Origin of the sequence: Bradyrhizobium sp. USDA 4538 (genome assembly GCF_024171045.1) — a bacterium.
Classification (GTDB): domain Bacteria; phylum Pseudomonadota; class Alphaproteobacteria; order Rhizobiales; family Xanthobacteraceae; genus Bradyrhizobium; species Bradyrhizobium australafricanum.
Window position 1 is genome coordinate 5,903,153 of the sequence record NZ_JALJZE010000001.1, and the last position, 15,584, is coordinate 5,918,736.

General features: G+C 64.9%; 14 protein-coding genes. 4 read left to right on the top strand and 10 right to left on the bottom strand.

What is annotated here, in order from left to right:
- The first annotated feature begins 227 nt into the window (after positions 1 to 227).
- Positions 228 to 1,418: an ABC transporter substrate-binding protein gene (locus tag J2R78_RS26705; protein WP_253641406.1), complete on the top strand. Its 1,191-nt coding sequence runs from the start codon at positions 228 to 230 to the stop codon at positions 1,416 to 1,418.
- Positions 1,419 to 1,598: 180 nt separating this feature from the next.
- Positions 1,599 to 2,192 carry an STM3941 family protein gene (locus J2R78_RS26710; protein ID WP_253607448.1) on the top strand — a complete coding sequence of 198 codons (594 nt, stop codon included), beginning with the start codon at positions 1,599 to 1,601 and terminating at the stop codon, positions 2,190 to 2,192.
- Here the strand turns inward: J2R78_RS26710 and J2R78_RS26715 are convergent.
- The 4 genes from J2R78_RS26715 to J2R78_RS26730 form a co-directional block, all read right to left on the bottom strand.
- A complete protein-coding gene (locus J2R78_RS26715; RefSeq protein WP_253607449.1) occupies positions 2,154 to 3,209 on the bottom strand; it encodes a 2-oxoacid:ferredoxin oxidoreductase subunit beta in 1,056 nt (351 codons plus the stop codon). The two genes, J2R78_RS26710 and J2R78_RS26715, sit on opposite strands and share 39 nt — an antisense overlap.
- Entirely contained in the window at positions 3,206 to 5,053 is a 1,848-nt protein-coding gene (locus tag J2R78_RS26720; RefSeq protein WP_253607450.1) for a 2-oxoacid:acceptor oxidoreductase subunit alpha, read from the bottom strand. The genes J2R78_RS26715 and J2R78_RS26720 overlap by 4 nt, the downstream gene beginning before the upstream one ends.
- Positions 5,023 to 6,822 carry an FAD-dependent oxidoreductase gene (locus J2R78_RS26725; RefSeq protein WP_253607451.1) on the bottom strand — a complete coding sequence of 600 codons (1,800 nt, stop codon included), beginning with the start codon at positions 6,820 to 6,822 and terminating at the stop codon, positions 5,023 to 5,025. Before J2R78_RS26725 ends, J2R78_RS26720 begins: the two co-directional genes overlap by 31 nt.
- Positions 6,823 to 7,111: 289 nt before the next feature.
- Positions 7,112 to 7,783, bottom strand: coding sequence for a DUF4286 family protein (locus tag J2R78_RS26730; protein WP_253607452.1), 672 nt, complete (start codon positions 7,781 to 7,783; stop codon positions 7,112 to 7,114).
- 184 nt (positions 7,784 to 7,967) lie between these two features.
- Here J2R78_RS26730 and J2R78_RS26735 point away from each other — a divergent pair, with 184 nt between their 5' ends.
- A complete protein-coding gene (locus J2R78_RS26735; protein ID WP_253607453.1) occupies positions 7,968 to 10,346 on the top strand; it encodes a caspase family protein in 2,379 nt (792 codons plus the stop codon).
- A gap of 64 nt (positions 10,347 to 10,410) precedes the next feature.
- On the opposite strand, the gene pip is transcribed toward J2R78_RS26735, so the two are convergent.
- The 6 genes from pip to pqqA form a co-directional block, all read right to left on the bottom strand.
- Positions 10,411 to 11,382, bottom strand: coding sequence for a prolyl aminopeptidase (gene pip / locus J2R78_RS26740; RefSeq protein ID WP_253607454.1), 972 nt, complete (start codon positions 11,380 to 11,382; stop codon positions 10,411 to 10,413).
- On the bottom strand, positions 11,372 to 12,616 hold the full coding sequence (gene pqqE / locus J2R78_RS26745) for a pyrroloquinoline quinone biosynthesis protein PqqE (protein ID WP_253607455.1): 1,245 nt from the start codon (positions 12,614 to 12,616) through the stop codon (positions 11,372 to 11,374). The genes pip and pqqE overlap by 11 nt, the downstream gene beginning before the upstream one ends.
- Complete coding sequence (gene pqqD / locus J2R78_RS26750; RefSeq protein ID WP_253607456.1) at positions 12,613 to 12,921, bottom strand: pyrroloquinoline quinone biosynthesis peptide chaperone PqqD; 309 nt, start codon at positions 12,919 to 12,921, stop codon at positions 12,613 to 12,615. Before pqqD ends, pqqE begins: the two co-directional genes overlap by 4 nt.
- Positions 12,922 to 12,931: 10 nt before the next feature.
- Positions 12,932 to 13,687, bottom strand: a complete 756-nt coding sequence (gene pqqC, locus J2R78_RS26755; RefSeq protein ID WP_076865727.1) for a pyrroloquinoline-quinone synthase PqqC — start codon at positions 13,685 to 13,687, stop codon at positions 12,932 to 12,934.
- A 20-nt stretch (positions 13,688 to 13,707) separates the two neighbouring features.
- Complete coding sequence (pqqB, locus tag J2R78_RS26760; RefSeq protein WP_253607457.1) at positions 13,708 to 14,637, bottom strand: pyrroloquinoline quinone biosynthesis protein PqqB; 930 nt, start codon at positions 14,635 to 14,637, stop codon at positions 13,708 to 13,710.
- Positions 14,638 to 14,796: 159 nt separating this feature from the next.
- The gene (pqqA, locus tag J2R78_RS26765) at positions 14,797 to 14,877 is read right to left on the bottom strand and encodes a pyrroloquinoline quinone precursor peptide PqqA (RefSeq protein WP_035635412.1); all 81 of its coding nucleotides are present in this window, start codon (positions 14,875 to 14,877) and stop codon (positions 14,797 to 14,799) included.
- A 326-nt stretch (positions 14,878 to 15,203) separates the two neighbouring features.
- On the opposite strand from pqqA, the gene J2R78_RS26770 reads away from it, so the two are divergent.
- Positions 15,204 to 15,461 (top strand): DUF6894 family protein, encoded by a 258-nt coding sequence (locus J2R78_RS26770; protein WP_028332662.1) that lies wholly within the window; start codon positions 15,204 to 15,206, stop codon positions 15,459 to 15,461.
- Positions 15,462 to 15,584: the final 123 nt, after the last annotated feature.

A 15,584-nucleotide genomic window follows, 5' to 3' on the forward strand; every position in this document is an offset into this window, starting at 1 on the left:
CGCACCGCCGCGCGGAATGCGAGTCTTGCTCGGTGAACCTTCATGTCTATCGAAGGCTCACATCATGAACATCCCGGCAACATTCCGACTTTGAAAGCGCATGGCGTTCTATGCGCGAACGCGATTGCCGGCATGCGGAAATCTCGCGAGACGTTCTTGGTGATTGCCTGCGCGGACGCGATGGATAATGTGCGCCGCGTCAAGAAAACCAAGAAAAGGATATGCTCTTGTCAACTCGCTCCCGCCTGGCGGGCTTTCTCGCCTTCACCGCGCTCACGGCCTCGTTGACCTCGCCGTCCGTGGCAGCCGATACCGCGATCAAAATAGGAAACATCGCGCCCTATAGCGGCCCGGCGTCGGCCTACGGCACGATCGCGCGTGCCGAAGCCGCGTATTTCCAGATGCTCAACGATCAGGGCGGCATCAACGGCCGCAAGATCGACTTCGAGAGCCTCGACGACGCCTATTCGCCGTCGAAGACCGTCGAGCAGACCCGCAAGCTCGTCGAGCAGGACGAGGTGCTCGCGATCTTCAGCGCGGTCGGCACCGCGCCGAACATCTCGGTGCAGAAGTACCTCAACATCAAGCGCGTGCCGCAGCTGTTCGTGTCCTCCGGCGCGACGCGCTGGAACGATCCAAAGCAGTTCCCGTGGACGGTCGGTTTCAATCCGACCTACGAGCTCGAAGGCCGGCTCTACGCAAAATACATCCTGAAGACCAAGCCGGATGCGAAGATCGCCGTCATCACGCCGAACGAGGACGCCGGCAAGGACTATCTGAGGGGTTTCAAGGACGGGCTCGGCGAGCATGTCGGCCAGATCGTCGCCGAGACCACGTATCTCACGACCGATCCCACCATCGATTCCCAGATGGTGACGATGCGCGAGTCCGGCGCGGACGTCTTCTTCGCGGAGGCGACGCCGAAATTCGCGGCCCAGGCGCTGCGCAAGGCGGCGAGCATGGGCTGGAAGCCGCTGACCATCCTGCCGACCGTCTCGAACTCGGTCTCCGCGGTGCTTGAACCGGCCGGCCTCGAGAACGTCATCGGCGTCGTGACCGGGCTCTATCTGAAGGATCCGACCGATCCGCGCTGGGCCGACGATCCCGCGCAGAAGGAGTTTGCGGACTGGATGAAGAAGTACCAGCCGAATGCGAGCCCGGGCGACCTCTTCAACGTGCAGGGCTACACGGTGGCGCAGGTCATGACGGCGGTGCTGAAGAACTGCAACGGCGATTACAGCCGCGCCAACATCATCAAGCAGGCGACCAATCTGAAGGCGCTCGAGCTGCCGATGCTGTTGCCCGGCATCAAGGTGCAGACCGAGCCCGACAATGTGACGCCGATCCGGCAAATCCAGATGGCGCGGTTCGACGGCAAGTCCTGGGCGCTGTTCGGCGACGTGCTGAGCGACAAATAACCGTATCAAGGCAATCCGGGCCTTCCAGCGGACGCGGAAGGCCCGGTCTGGACCAGGTCTTACTTCAGCGCAAAGGCTTCACCTCGGCACATTTCGAGCCGTTACCGAAATGCGATCTTAACGTGTGCCGGGTAACTGTCGGCATCCAGAACTCCTGGTTGTCGAGAGCGCGGTCCGAGCATGCGGCCTGGTGACGATCTTCCCGACGTCGAGATCGGCATTTCCTATTGGAAAACGCTCGGCCTGCTGGTCGTCAGCGCCGCGCTTTGGCTGATGACCGCGACCGCCTTGTTTCAGTGGCTTCCATTCAAGGCACCCGCGAACGTCTCCGCTGCTGCCGGCTATTGCGGCTTCATGCTCTTCGGGGTTGGCACCTACATGTTTGCCTGGCAATTGCTACAGCCCAGCAGGACTGTCCTTGTCGTCAACCGGTACGGCGTCCGGGACCTGCGAACGTCGTTCAATCTCATCCCTTGGCAATCGGTGGGAGCAATCGATACCTGGCAGTCTCGCAGCTCGAAATACGTGGTGCTGAAATTGACTCCGGCCGCGAGGGATCGGTTCGCCGCGGCCGGCGTATTGCAGGCGGCGATGGCCTTCAACAAGATGTTCGGACTGGACGGGATCCCGATCCGCGCGACCATGCTCACGGTCAGCCCCGAGGAGTTGCTCAATATCTGCAACACCTACCTCGCCGCCGCCCGCGGCAGCGAGACGAGTTCGGCCGCGGTTCCGTCAGCGCAGGCTGGCGTTGATCTTGTCGAGCACCGCTGAGCCGGGGCACAGCGCCTGCTCGTCCAGCGTGTTGAGTGGCGTCTCGACGGTGTCGAGATGGGTATGCAGATCCTCGGCGTCCGGATCGACATAGAGCAGGCCAGTGACGATCTGGCCCTTGGCCGCGTGCTTCTGCAGGAAGGTCATCGCGCCCAGACGATCATGCGGATCGTAGTCGGCGTCGAGCTTGCGCAGCGCCAGCCTGGAGCCGTCATGCTGCTCGACCACCTGCACGGTGCCCGGCGCATAGTCGACGCTGATCGGATTGCGGCCGACCAGCACGTCGAGGCGGTTCACCGCGTCATTGTGCTCGCGGACATAGTCAAAACTCTTGGTCGAGCCGGCGTGGTTGTTGAAGGCGATGCAGGGGCTGATCACGTCGATGAAGGATGCCCCCTTGTGGCGGATCGCGGCGGCGATCAGCGGCACCAGTTGGGTCTTGTCGCCGGAGAAGCTGCGCGCCACGAAGGTGGCGCCGAGTTGCAGCGCGATCGCGACCAGGTCGATCGCATTGTCGGTATTGGTGACGCCCTTTTTCGATTTCGAGCCGCGGTCGGCGGTGGCCGAGAACTGGCCCTTGGTCAGACCGTACACGCCGTTGTTCTCGACGATGTAGGTCATGTTGACGGCGCGCCGGATCGAATGCGCGAACTGGCCGAAGCCGATCGAGGCGGAATCGCCGTCGCCGGAGACGCCGAGATAGATCAGGTCGCGGTTGGCCAGGTTGGCGCCGGTCAGCACCGACGGCATGCGGCCGTGCACCGAGTTGAAGCCGTGCGAATTGCCGAGGAAATAGTCCGGCGTCTTCGACGAGCAGCCGATGCCGGAAATCTTGGCCACCCGGTGCGGCTCGATCGAGAGCTCGTAGCAGGCCTCGATGATCGAGGCGGTGATCGAATCGTGGCCGCAGCCGGCGCACAGCGTCGAGATCTTCCCCTCGTAGTCGCGGTGGGTATAGCCCAGCTCATTCTTCTTCAGGCCGGGATGATGAAACTTCGGCTTTGCAATGTAGGTCATGTCACGGCCTTGCGGAGAGGGGTCACCTTGAGATGATCCTGGTGGTCGCCGATCGCGCCCGCGATGAAGCGCGCGGTGATCGGCGTGCCGTCATAGTGCAGGATCGGCACCAGCCTGACGGGGTCGATGCCGTTCTCGTTGACGATCAGCTGGCGAAGCTGCGCGTCGCGGTTCTGTTCGACCACGTAGACGAAGTCGTGGTCGGCGATGAAGCTCGCGACGCTGGAGTGGAACGGGAAGGCGCGGATGCGCATGCGGTCGAGCTGATGGCCGCGCGCCTCCAGGATCCCGATCGCCTCGTCCATCGCGGGCGAGGTCGAGCCGAAATAGATCACGCCGTATTTGGTCGGCTTTGCCGCATTGGCCTGCAGCGGCCGCGGCACCATGTCCTGCGCGGTCTCGAACTTGCGCACCAGGCGCTGCATGTTGTCGGCGTAGACCGCGCCTTCCTCGGAATAGCGCGCGTAGCGGTCGCGCGAGGTGCCGCGGGTGAAGTAGGAACCCTTGGTCGGATGCGTGCCGGGATAGGTGCGATAGGGGATGCCGTCGCCGTCGACGTCGAGATAGCGGCCGAAGTCGCGGCCTTCCTCGAGCATCTCCGCCGTCATCACCTTGCCGCGGTCGTATTGCTTCGCGTCGTCCCACTTCAGCGGCCGGCACAGTCGGTGGTTCATGCCGATGTCGAGATCGAGCATCAGGAAGATCGTGGTCTGCAGCCGCTCGGCGAGGTCGAAGGCGGCCGCGGCGAACTCGAACGCCTCCGCCGGATCTTCCGGGAACAGCAGCACATGCTTGGTATCGCCGTGCGAGGCATAGGCGCAGGCGATGACGTCGCATTGCTGGGTGCGGGTCGGCATGCCCGTCGAGGGGCCGGCGCGCTGGATGTTCATGATCACGGCCGGGATCTCGGCGAAATAGGACAGGCCGATGAACTCAGTCATCAGCGAGATGCCCGGACCCGACGTCGCGGTGAAGGCCCGTGCTCCGTTCCAGGAGGCGCCGATCACGATGCCGATCGAGGCGAGCTCGTCCTCGCCCTGCACGATCGCGTATTTCGCCTTGCCGGTCTCGGGATCGTGGCGGTACTTCTTGCAGTGGCTGGTGAAGGCTTCCGCCACCGACGATGACGGCGTGATCGGATACCACGCGCACACGGTGGCGCCGCCATAGACGGCGCCGAGCGCGGCCGCGCTGTTGCCTTCGACGAAGATGCGGTCGCCGACCTTGTCGGACTTCTTCACCCGCAGCCCGACCGGGCATTTCAGGTTTTGCAGCGCCCAGTCGCGGCCGAGATGCAGCGCATGGATGTTGGAGGACAGCAGCTTCTCCTTGCCCTTGTACTGCTCGCCGATGAGCTGCTCGACTAGCTTGGGATCGAGGTCGAGCAGGGCACAGAGCGCGCCGAGATAGATGATGTTCTTGAACAGCTGGCGCTGCCTGGGATCGGTGTAGGTCGAGTTGGTGATCGCGGTCAGCGGCACGCCGATGACGGTGATGTCCTCGCGGAATTTCGACGACGGCATCGGCTTGGTCGAATCGTAGAACAGATAGCCGCCGGGCTCGATCGAGGCGACGTCCTTGTCCCAGGTCTGCGGGTTCATCGCCACCATCAGGTCGACGCCGCCGCGGGCGCCGAGATGGCCGTCCTCGGTGACGCGCACCTCATACCAGGTCGGCAGGCCCTGGATGTTGGACGGGAAGATGTTGCGTGGCGAGACCGGCACGCCGTGGCGCAGGATCGAGCGCGCGAACAGCTCGTTGGCGGAAGCCGAGCCCGAACCGTTGACGTTGGCGAAGCGGACGACGAAGTCGTTTACGCTGCTGATCGGGCTTTGGACTGACATGTTGATCCCGCTTGAACCATATCGATGAGGTACTTCTGCATGTCCCAGGCGCCGGTCGGGCAGCGCTCGGCACACAGCCCGCAATGCAGGCAGACGTCTTCGTCCTTCACCATGACGCGGCCGGTCTTGAGGTCGCCGGAAACGTACAGCGCCTGGTCGTGATGCGGCGAGGGCGCTTTCAGCCGCTGCCGCAAATCATCCTCCTCACCGTTCTCGGTGAAGCTGATGCAGTCCATCGGACAGATGTCGACGCAGGCGTCGCATTCGATGCAGAGCGGCGCGGAAAACACCGTCTGCACGTCGCAATTCAGGCAGCGCTGCGCCTCGCCGAGCGCGAGCTTGAGGTCGTAACCGAGCTCGACCTCGGCGCGGATGTCCTTCAGCGCGACCACCTTGTCGCGATGCGGCACCTTGAAGCGCTTGTCGGCGGAGATGTCGTTGTCGTAGCTCCACTCGTGGATGCCCATCTTCTGCGAGGAGACGTTCACCTCGGGCAGCGGGCGCTCGTTGATGTCCTCGCCGGACAGCATGCGGTGGATGGAAAGCGCGGCGTCGTGGCCATGCGCCACCGCCCAGATGATGTTCTTCGGCCCGAACGCCGCATCGCCGCCGAAGAACACCTTCGGATTGGTCGAGACGAACGTCTTGGGATCGACCTTCGGCATGTGCCACTTGTCGAATTCGATGCCGCAATCGGCTTCGATCCAGGGGAACGCGTTCTCCTGGCCGACCGCAACGAGCACATCGTCGCAGGGCACGGTCTCGTCCGGCTCGCCCGAGGGCACCAGATTGCGGCGGCCCTTGGCGTCGTACTCCGCCTTCACCTTCTGGAAGGTGACGCCGATCAGCTTGCCGGCCACATGCTTGAACGCCACCGGCACCATGTAGTTCAGGATCGGGATGTCCTCGTGAAGCGCGTCTTCCTTCTCCCACGGCGAAGCCTTCATTTCCTCGAAGCCGGAGCGGACAATCACCTTGACGCTTTCGCCGCCGAGGCGGCGCGCGGTGCGGCAGCAATCCATCGCCGTGTTGCCGCCGCCGAGCACGATGACGCGGCGGCCGATCTTGTCGACGTGGCCGAACGACACGTTGGCCAGCCACTCGATGCCGATATGGATGTTGGCGGCGCCCTCCTTGCGGCCGGGGATGTCGAGCTCGCGGCCGCGCGGTGCGCCAGAGCCGACAAAGATCGCGTCATAGTTCTCGGCGAGCAGCTGCTTCAGGCTGTCGACGCGCTGACCACCCTTGAACTCGACACCGAGGTTCAGGATGTAGTCGGTCTCCTCGTCGATCACGCTGTCGGGCAGGCGGAATTTCGGAATCTGGCTGCGCATCATGCCGCCGGCCTTGGGATCGCCGTCGAACACGGTGCAGTGATAGCCGAGCGGCGCGAGATCGCGCGCCACGGCGAGCGAGGCAGGGCCGCCGCCGACCAGCGCGATGCGCTTGCCGTTCTTCGGCCCGGGCTTCGGCAGCCGATGCTTGATGTCGTCCTTGAAGTCGGCTGCGACGCGCTTCAGGCGGCAGATCGCGACCGGGTTGTCCTCGACCCGGCCGCGGCGGCATGCCGGCTCGCATGGACGGTCGCAGGTGCGCCCGAGAATGCCGGGGAACACGTTGGACTTCCAATTGATCATGTAGGCGTCGCTGTAACGCCCCTCAGCAATCAACCGGATGTACTCGGGAACAGGGGTGTGTGCGGGACAGGCCCATTGGCAATCGACTACTTTGTGGAAGTAATCAGGCGCCGAGATATCAGTCGGTTTCATTCCTACCTTTGACCCGCGCGAAAATGCCAGACCCGCGCGGCCTTATCGTTGACGACGAACGCTCACGTGGCGTTGTTCTGGTTTTTGAATTGGATCATAGGCTTATCTTATTAGAGCCGTTCCAGAGAAGGCAAAGGCTAAATTGTCCGATCATCAGCTTTCGCGCGGCTGATGCGCGTGTAGCGTTAATCTCGATTGCGTTATGTGGCGGTGCAGCATGATCTGCATCGCCACGCTTGCTTGAGAAAATGTTTTTCGGGACAGCGCTTCGCACGCTTCCGGATCAGGCTTACTCGCGCGGAAGGTCGCTCTTCGCGATATCCCACAACAGCTTGTAGACTCCGCTGGTGACCACGAGCGGCTTCAAGGCTGCATTGCCGGTGATGCCTGCGGCCGCTGCGGGGACCGCGCCGACGTCGGTGGCGTCGATCAGCACGAACCAGTCGCCGGCGCCGGGATCGGGTTTCGCCGCATCCGGCGTGAGCGGTTTCGACAGGTCAGGGTCGTTCTCCAGGAGGTGCATCGAGATGATGCCGTCGCGCGAAGCTGGATCGAGTTGCTCCCGCAATGCAACGCGAAGTTTGTCTGCGCCTTCGGCAGGCGGGCGCAGGCGGATGATGCCGAGGGCTGCGCCCCTGCCGACGCCGCGGCTGATCGTGATGCGGGCAACGCCCCGGATCATGTTCTGAAAGCGCGCGATATTGGCCTTCGACCAGTCGGTCTGGTTGGCGAGCGCCTTGCGATAGGCCGGGCTCTCGAGCACATCGAAGGTCGCGGTCGAGTAGAGGCTGAGATATTTCGGCTTGCCATCATGGGCGACGTAGCGGCGGGCTTCCAGGAAGCCGTCGATGGCGACCCGTTCCTCGAGATGTTCGCGGTCGTACCAGCGATTGAATTCAGCTTCGTGCAAGCTGTCGATATCCATCGAAGTCAGCAGCATGCCTTGTCCGGCGATTGGCATCGAGTGCTCCTTTTTTGCCTGTTTTATCCACGCAATATCGCCTGATCGCGCAAACCAGGGAAGCCGGTTCCCGTCACCACAGACCAAGGATTGCCACAATTGCTGCAATGCTGTTCAGCACCGGTTCACAGAGGTAGCATTTCATTCGTTACGCCAACTCTCGAGAAGAAAAGGGACGACCACCATGGCACGCATTCTGTGGGCATTGATCGTCGGTCTGGTGTCGCTCGCCTCGCTTCCCGTGCATGCGCAGGATCAGGAAAAGCGTCTCGCACTTGTCGTCGGCAACGGCGCCTATGAGGCCGGCGCGTTGCAAACCGCCGCGAACGACGCCGGCCTGATCGCGCAGACCTTGCAGGCCGCCGGCTTCGACGTGATCGGCGCACGCGATCTCGATGGCGAGACGCTGCGCAAATCGTTCCGCGATTTCATGCAGAAGGTGCAGGAGGCGGGGCCCAATGCCGTGGCCTTCGTGTATCTCGCCGGCTACGGCGTGCAGCTCACCGGCGAGAACTATTTCGTGCCGGTCGACGCCAAGATTGCCCGCGACACCGACGTGCCGGTCGAGGCGATCCGCATCTCCGACTACAGCCATCAGCTCTCGGCGCTGCCGATCAAGGCCGGCGTGATCGTGCTCGATGCGGCGCGCAGCAATCCCTTCGCCAAGGAGGGCCAGCCGCTGGCCGGTGGTCTTGCGCTGGTCGATCCCGATCCGAAGATGCTGATCGGCTTCAACTCGGCGCCCGGCACCGTCGCCCCTGACGGTGCGCCGCCGTACGGGCCTTATGCGCAAGCGTTGGCGGAAATGATCCGCACCGGCGGCCTGACCTTGCCCGAGGTGTTCGACCGCGTTCGCCTGCGCGTCAACGAGATCACCAAGGGCGCCGAGATCCCGTGGGATGCGCACAAGGTCGACGCGCCCTTCATGTTCTTCGAGCGCAAGCCGGACGCGCCGCCGCAGCAGGTCGATGCCGGGCTGCGTACCAAGCCGATCCGCGATTTCTCGGCGCAGGATGCCTACGCCGCGGCGCTGGAGCGCGACACGCTGCAGGGCTACGAGGATTACCTGCAGGCCTATCCGAACGATCCGCTGGCCAAGCGCGTGCGCGCGATCGTGGCGGCGCGGCGCGAGGCGATCACCTGGCGGCGCACCTACAACGCCGACTCGACTGATGCGTATTGGTCGTATCTGCGGCGCTATCCGCGCGGGCCGCATGCCTACGACTGCCGGCGCCGGCTCGCCTATCTGTCGGCCGCGCTGGAGCCGCCGGCGCAGTTCACGGTGCTCGACTACGACGTGCCGCCGCCGCCGCCCGACGAGATCGACTATGTCGACCGCCCGGTGCTGTATTACAGCGATCCGGTGTTCGCCTTCGCGCCGCCACCGCCGCCGCCGGTGTTCTTCCTGCCGCCGCCGCCGCCGGACTTCGTCGTGCTGCCGCCACCGCCGCCGCCGATCGGCCTGTACGTGCTGCCGACGCCGATGTTCGTGGCGATGCCGGCCTATGTCGCCGCACCGGCCTATGTCGTGCCGCCGCAGAACAACATCGTGTTCAACAACATCCACAACACCACGGTCATCAACACGGTCATCAACAATCCCAACCCGACGCCGGCGCAGCTCCATGCGGCCGGGGTGACGGCGGCGATGGGCGGCGCGCCGGTGACGGCGGCACCGCGACTGCCGGCCGCGGCGATGCAGCGCGCCAATCTGCCGGGCGCTCCGCAAGGCGCGACGCCCGCGCAGGGCGCGGCGATGGGAGCTCCGCGCGCCGCACCGAACGCTGCCGCGGCGCCGAACGCTGCTGCCACTCCGAATGCTGCCGCCGCTCCGAATGCGATGGGCGCGCCGGGCACGCCGGGTGCGCATACCCTGCCGGGCGCGAAAAATGGACCGCCGCTGCCGCAGTCGGCGACCGCACCGGCCAATGCCATGCAGCATGGCGCTGTGCCGCCGGGAGCCGCACAACCCGGCGCCGCGCAACCTGGCGCAAAGCCGAATGCGGTGGTGCCGGGCAAGCCGGCGACTGCCATGGCGCCTGCCAATGCGCAGCCTGCTCCTCCGGCCAAGCCCGGTGTCGCGCCGGCGACCAGCGCGCCCGCCTCACCCGCGGCCGCCGGCAAGCCAGGTGCGCAACCGCTCCCGCATGCGGCGACCGCGCCGACCGCAAACGTGAAGCCCTCGGCGGCACCGTCACCGGCGAACCGCGCGATGTCGACACGGCCGACCCCGGCCGCGCGCCCGGCACCCGCGCGCGCGGCGGTGTCGCCGGCGCCGGTCTCCCGGCCCGCGCCGGCGCATGCGGCAGCTCCGCCGGTCCATGCCGCAGCTCCGCCCGTGCGGGCTGCGGCTCCGCCGGCGCGGCCGGTTGCCCCGCCACCTCGTGCTGCGGCTTTGCCGCCGCGTCCGGCTCCGGCACCGGCTCCGCGCGCCGCGCCGCCACCACGGCCGGCGATGCAGGTGCAACACGCAGCGCCGCCACCGCGGATGGCGGCGCCACCAAGGCCCGCGGCCGCGCCACGGGCAGCGCCGGCATGTCCTCCCGGCAAGTGCAAACATTGAGGGAAGCAGGGAGTCGGTCGAGTTCTTCACCGGCTCCTGATGTCGAGGGTGTTCCGGCGGCGGTCTAGCGCTTGGCCGCAAGGTCGGCGATCGCCTTCATCACGGCGTTGCGGATGCCGGGATCGTAGAGGATGTGGCCGGCGCCATCGATGATGCGGACCTCGCTGCCCGGCCAGCGCGCGGCGAGCGCGTGCGATGTTGCGGGCGGGCACAACAGATCGTAACGGCCCTGCACCAGGATGCCGGGAATGCCGGCGAGCCTGCCGGCCTCACTCATCAATTGATGCGGCCGCATGAAGCAATTGTTGGCGAAGTAGTGCGCCTCCATGAACGGCGTCGAGGGCAGGGCGCCCGAGGTCTTGAGGTCGAGCCGCGTCTGCTTCGGTGTGTGCTCCGACAACGCGCGTTCGGTGTCGTGCCAGGCGCGCGCGGCCGGCGCATGCAAGGCGGCGTCGGGATCGAGGATGCGGCGATAATAGGCCGCAAGCGGTGCTGCGCGCTCGCTCTCGGGCAGGAAGTTGAGGAAGTCCTCATGGAGGGCGGGATAGAAGCGCGGCAAGGCGCGCAGGAAAACGTCGTCCAGCTCCTCGGCTGTGCCGAGAAACGTCGCGCGGAGCACCAGCCCGCTGACCTGCTCAGGGTGGGCCTGCGCATAAGCCAGCGCCAGCGTCGCGCCCCAGGAGCCGCCGACCACCATCCAGCGCGCGAAGCCGAAGCGCTCGCGGATCTTCTCCATATCCGCGATCAGGTGCTGCGTCGTGTTGTTGTCGCGGCTGCCCTTCGGCCGGCTGCGGCCGCAGCCGCGCTGGTCGAACAGCACGGCGTGAAAGCGCTCGGGATCGAACAGCCGGCGATGATCGGGCTGACAGCCGCTGCCGGGGCCGCCATGCAGATAGACCGCGGGAATGCCGCCCTCGCGCCCGACGCTCTCGACATGGAGATCGTGACCATCGCCGACGTCGAGCCATTCCGACGTCAGCGGCGCAAAGGGATCGGCACGCCTCGCGGCCTTGCCGACGTCGGCGTCAGGCGCCATTGCGCTTGTCCTGGGATTCGTTCCGGGGGTGGTCCGTCTCCAATGTGCCGCCGGCGAAGTTGCGATACAGGAAACGGTTCTGCGTGCCGGCGGATTCCCGCTCGGCCTGCTTGAAGATCTCCTCGTGTCGCGGCGACAGCGCGCAGGCCGGGTCGGTGTTGCCAGCATCGCCGGTCAGCGCAAAGGCCTGGCAGCGGCAGCCGCCGTAATCGATCTCGCGGAATTCGCAACTCTTGCACGGCTCCGGCATCCAGCCGGTGCCGCGATAGCGGTTGAAGGCCTCCGAGTTCTGCCAGATCCAAGCGATCGAATGGTTCGAGCGCACCGATTCGAATTCGAGCCCGGTGATGCTTTCGGCGGCGTGGCACGGGAGCACCTTGCCGGCCGGCGAGATGTTGAAGAACTGGCGGCCCCAGCCGCCCATGCATTTCTTCGGCCGCAGCGCGTAGTAATCCGGCACCACATAGTCGATCGCAAGCGTGCCCTTCAGGCGCATTTGGGCTTCCTCGACGATGCGGCTGGTCTCCTCGATCTGCTCGATCGTCGGCATCAGCGCGGCACGGTTCTTCAGCGCCCAGCCGTAATACTGCACGTTGGCGACCTCGAGCCGGTCGGCGTCGAGGTCGACCGCCATCTGGATGATGTCGGTCAGCTGATGCAGGTTCTGCCGGTGCATCACCGCATTCACCGTGAGCGGCAATTCGAGCTCGCGCGTCCATTTCGCGACCTCGAGCTTCTTCTTGTGCGCGTCCTTCAGCCCTGCCACGCGGTCGGCGACGTTGGGCTCGTTGCCCTGAAAACTGATCTGCACATGGCTGAGGCCGGCGTCGGCCAGCGCCGAAAGCTTGTCCCTGGTCAGCAGCACGGCCGAGGTGATCAGGTTGGAATAGAGCCCGACATCGGTCGCGTGCTGCACCAGCTCGACGATGTCCTTGCGCGCGGTCGGCTCGCCGCCGGAGAAATGGATCTGCAGCACGCCGAGCTCGGCAAGCTCGCTCAGCACCTTCTTCCATTCGTCCGTGGTGAGCTCGGTCGAGCCGCGGTCGAGCTCGACCGGGTTCGAGCAGTAGGGGCATTGCAGCGGGCAGCGGTGGGTGATCTCGAGCAGCACCGCGAGCGGGATGCCGTAGGTCTCGGCCGCCGAGCGGCGGCTCTCCAGCACGGCGAGCCCATCGCTTGGGGCTGCGCTCGGGCCCGGCGCTGTCGTCTTGTTGTCGGCGAGCGTGTCACTCATGCTGTGCTCTCGCGCGCTTCGGTGAGAAAACCCTTGTCGGCCAGATCCTGCAGCATCGCGACCACGTCGGTCGCGATCGCCTCGCGTGGAGCGGCGTATTTTTCCGCGAGCTGGTCCACCATCTCGGCGACGCTGTGCATGCCGTCACACAGCTGCAGCACCTCGACCGCGATGTCGTCCGGCGCCAGCACGCGCTCCGGCGCCAGGATCACCCAGACCTGCCGCGTCTCGTCGAATTTCAGCTTGGTATGGCGCGGCAGTTTCGGCCGGCTGGTCTCGCTGACGCTGATGTTGCGGCTGGCCATGATGTTGTCTCTAACCTGTCTTCGGCACGAAGGCGCCGGGCGGAATCTGGCCGTCGACATACGCATGATACAGCGCGTCGAGCTGCACCCACAGCACGTTGGTCTTGAAGATCAGCGCGTTGCAGACCGCTTCGCGCTCCGCCGGCGTCTTGGCGTGCTGCTTGACATAATCAAGCGCGAAGCCGGCGTCGCGCGGCGCCTGGGTCAGGCGGCGGCTGAAATAGCTCATGATGTCGGGGTTGACGAAGTCGTAGTGCTTCAGCATCCCCGAGATGCGCTCCTCGTGCAGGTTCGGCGCGAACAATTCGGTGAGCGAGGAGGCGATCGCTTCCAGCGGCGTGCGATCGCGGCAGAAATGCACATAGGCTTCGACGGCAAAGCGCGTCGCCGGCAGAATGCCTTCGGTGGACTCCACATAGGCCGTGTCGAGGCCGAGGCCCTCGGTCAGCTTCAGCCAGCGCTCGATGCCGCCCTCATTGCCGAGATCTCCGTCATGATCCTCGATGCGGTGGCGCCATTCGATCCTTGTATTGCGGTCGCGGAAGCGCGAGATCACCATCGCGTCCTTCAGCGGGATCGTGCTCTGGTAGTAATAGCGGTTCAGCGCCCAGGCCTGGACCTGGCCCTTGTTGAGCTTGCCGCCGTGCAGCAGGCGGTGGAACGGGTGCAGGCTGTGATAGCGCGTGGCACCGATCGTGCGCAGCGTCGCCTCCATCTCCTCGGCACTGTCGAGCGTGATGCCCTTGCCGATCGAGAGCGCGGTCATTCCTGAGGTCAGCACGACATTCACAGCACGATCTCCGTTCCGTCGGAGGGAATCTGCCAGCCCGCCTGTTCGGCCGCCTTGCGTTCGGCCGAGGTCCCAAGCAGCGCCGGGTTGGAGTTGTTGATATGCAAAAACACTTTTCGTCCGATGTCGAGCCCGGCGAGGCTTTCGATCGCACCCTGATCGCCCGACATCGCGATATGGCCCATGCCCTGGCCGGTCTTGTTGCCAAGGCCCGCCGCGATCAGTTCGTCGTCGCGCCACACCGTGCCGTCGAAAAACACCAGCGGGGCGCCCTTGAGCCGCGATTTCAGGTCGTCAGTCACCCGGGCGCAGGCGGCCAGGAAATAGAAATATTTGCCGCTGCGCCGGTCCGCAATACGCAGGCCGAGCGTATCGCCGACGCCGTCGGCGCCCGCCGGATGCGCCTTGCCCTCAAGATACCACGCGCCCTTGCCGGGAACCTCAAACGGCAGCACCTCGAGCCCGGACGGCGATCCGTCGGGCAGGGCCGGTTCGAAGGCCTGATCGACCGCGATCGGCCGGCGGTCGACGTTCTTGTCGCTGAGCACGTTGAAGATGCTGTTCGCGCGCAGGATCGCGAGCACCCGCTCATGCGCGTAGATCGCAAATGGCGAACCTTCGCGCATCGACAGCAGCCCGGCGACCGCGTCGATCTCGCCATTGGTGAGGATGACGCCCGCGATCGGGCTATGGCGCAGTGCGCCGTGCTTCGGATGCAGCTGCGGCGTGGCAATCAACTGCTGGCGCAGATCCGGGGAGGCATTGACCAGGAACCAGTGCACGCCATCGCCGCTGACGGCGATCGAGGCTTGCGTGCTCTGCAGTTCGGGATGGTTGCTCCGCGCCGTCCTGCAGACGGCACAGCCGCAGTTCCACTGCGGAACGCCGCCACCCGCCGCGGCACCCAGGACGACGACACGAAGCATGATCCGTCCCCTGGAGAAGCTTGGCCTGGAGAAGTTTGTTGGACCCAGAAACGTTACGAGGTGGACCCCGGATTTGAAACACACCCCCTTGCTCGGGAGCGCGTTACGCCCGGATGTCCACCTGCGCTAAAACGCTAAACGTGTAGAGGGCGCTGCCGCTTACTTGCGGGTTGCGCACATATACATGTTGATTTCCATGCCGACCGACACTTCGACGATCTTCGGTGCTTTCCAGGCCATTTGGCTCTCCTTGTTGCAACCGGACGAACTTTCCGCCCTGCAGAGTAAACTACTGTGGTTGGAAAAGTTCGCCAGTTAAATTTTCTGTAAGGTGCCGCCTCCAAGGGCATGCTGCACTGCGGCAAGCAAATCTTACCCACTCACAAATTTGTGCGCGCGTTTCCCGTCAAAAGCCCGTGGCATCAGACCTTTTTCCTGTTGTTAGCCACACGGTGAATGGTGATGTTGGAATAAGTAAACAGCAGCCCCGCGGTCCTCCGAAGGTCCCGGTGACGATCCTGTGCTTCCCCGCGACGGGAGGCGACTAACCGAGCCGAGTTCAGCCGATGCCACGCTATTTCTTCAACACCCGTATCGGCGACGAGTTGATCTCCGATCCCGACGGCGAAATCCTGCGGGACCCGGATCGTGCGTGGGAAATGGCGCGCGCGATGATTCGCGAACTGCTCAAGACCGAGGGCGCCGACGGCGCGCTGCTCAGCGCCGTGATCGAGGTGACCGACGACGAGGGCGAGGTCGTGCTGGAGTTTCCATTCACGGAGGCGATCCTCGATCGCCCGGACCGCTCGATGACAAGGCACTGACGCTGGCCCCGCGCGGCCACAACCATGCGTTGGCCGATGTCCGGCATGCTTCCGATTGCAATTGTCCGGACAAATTCGCAAGACTATGAACGGAAAGCCGAACGGCGCCGGGCGACGTCAATG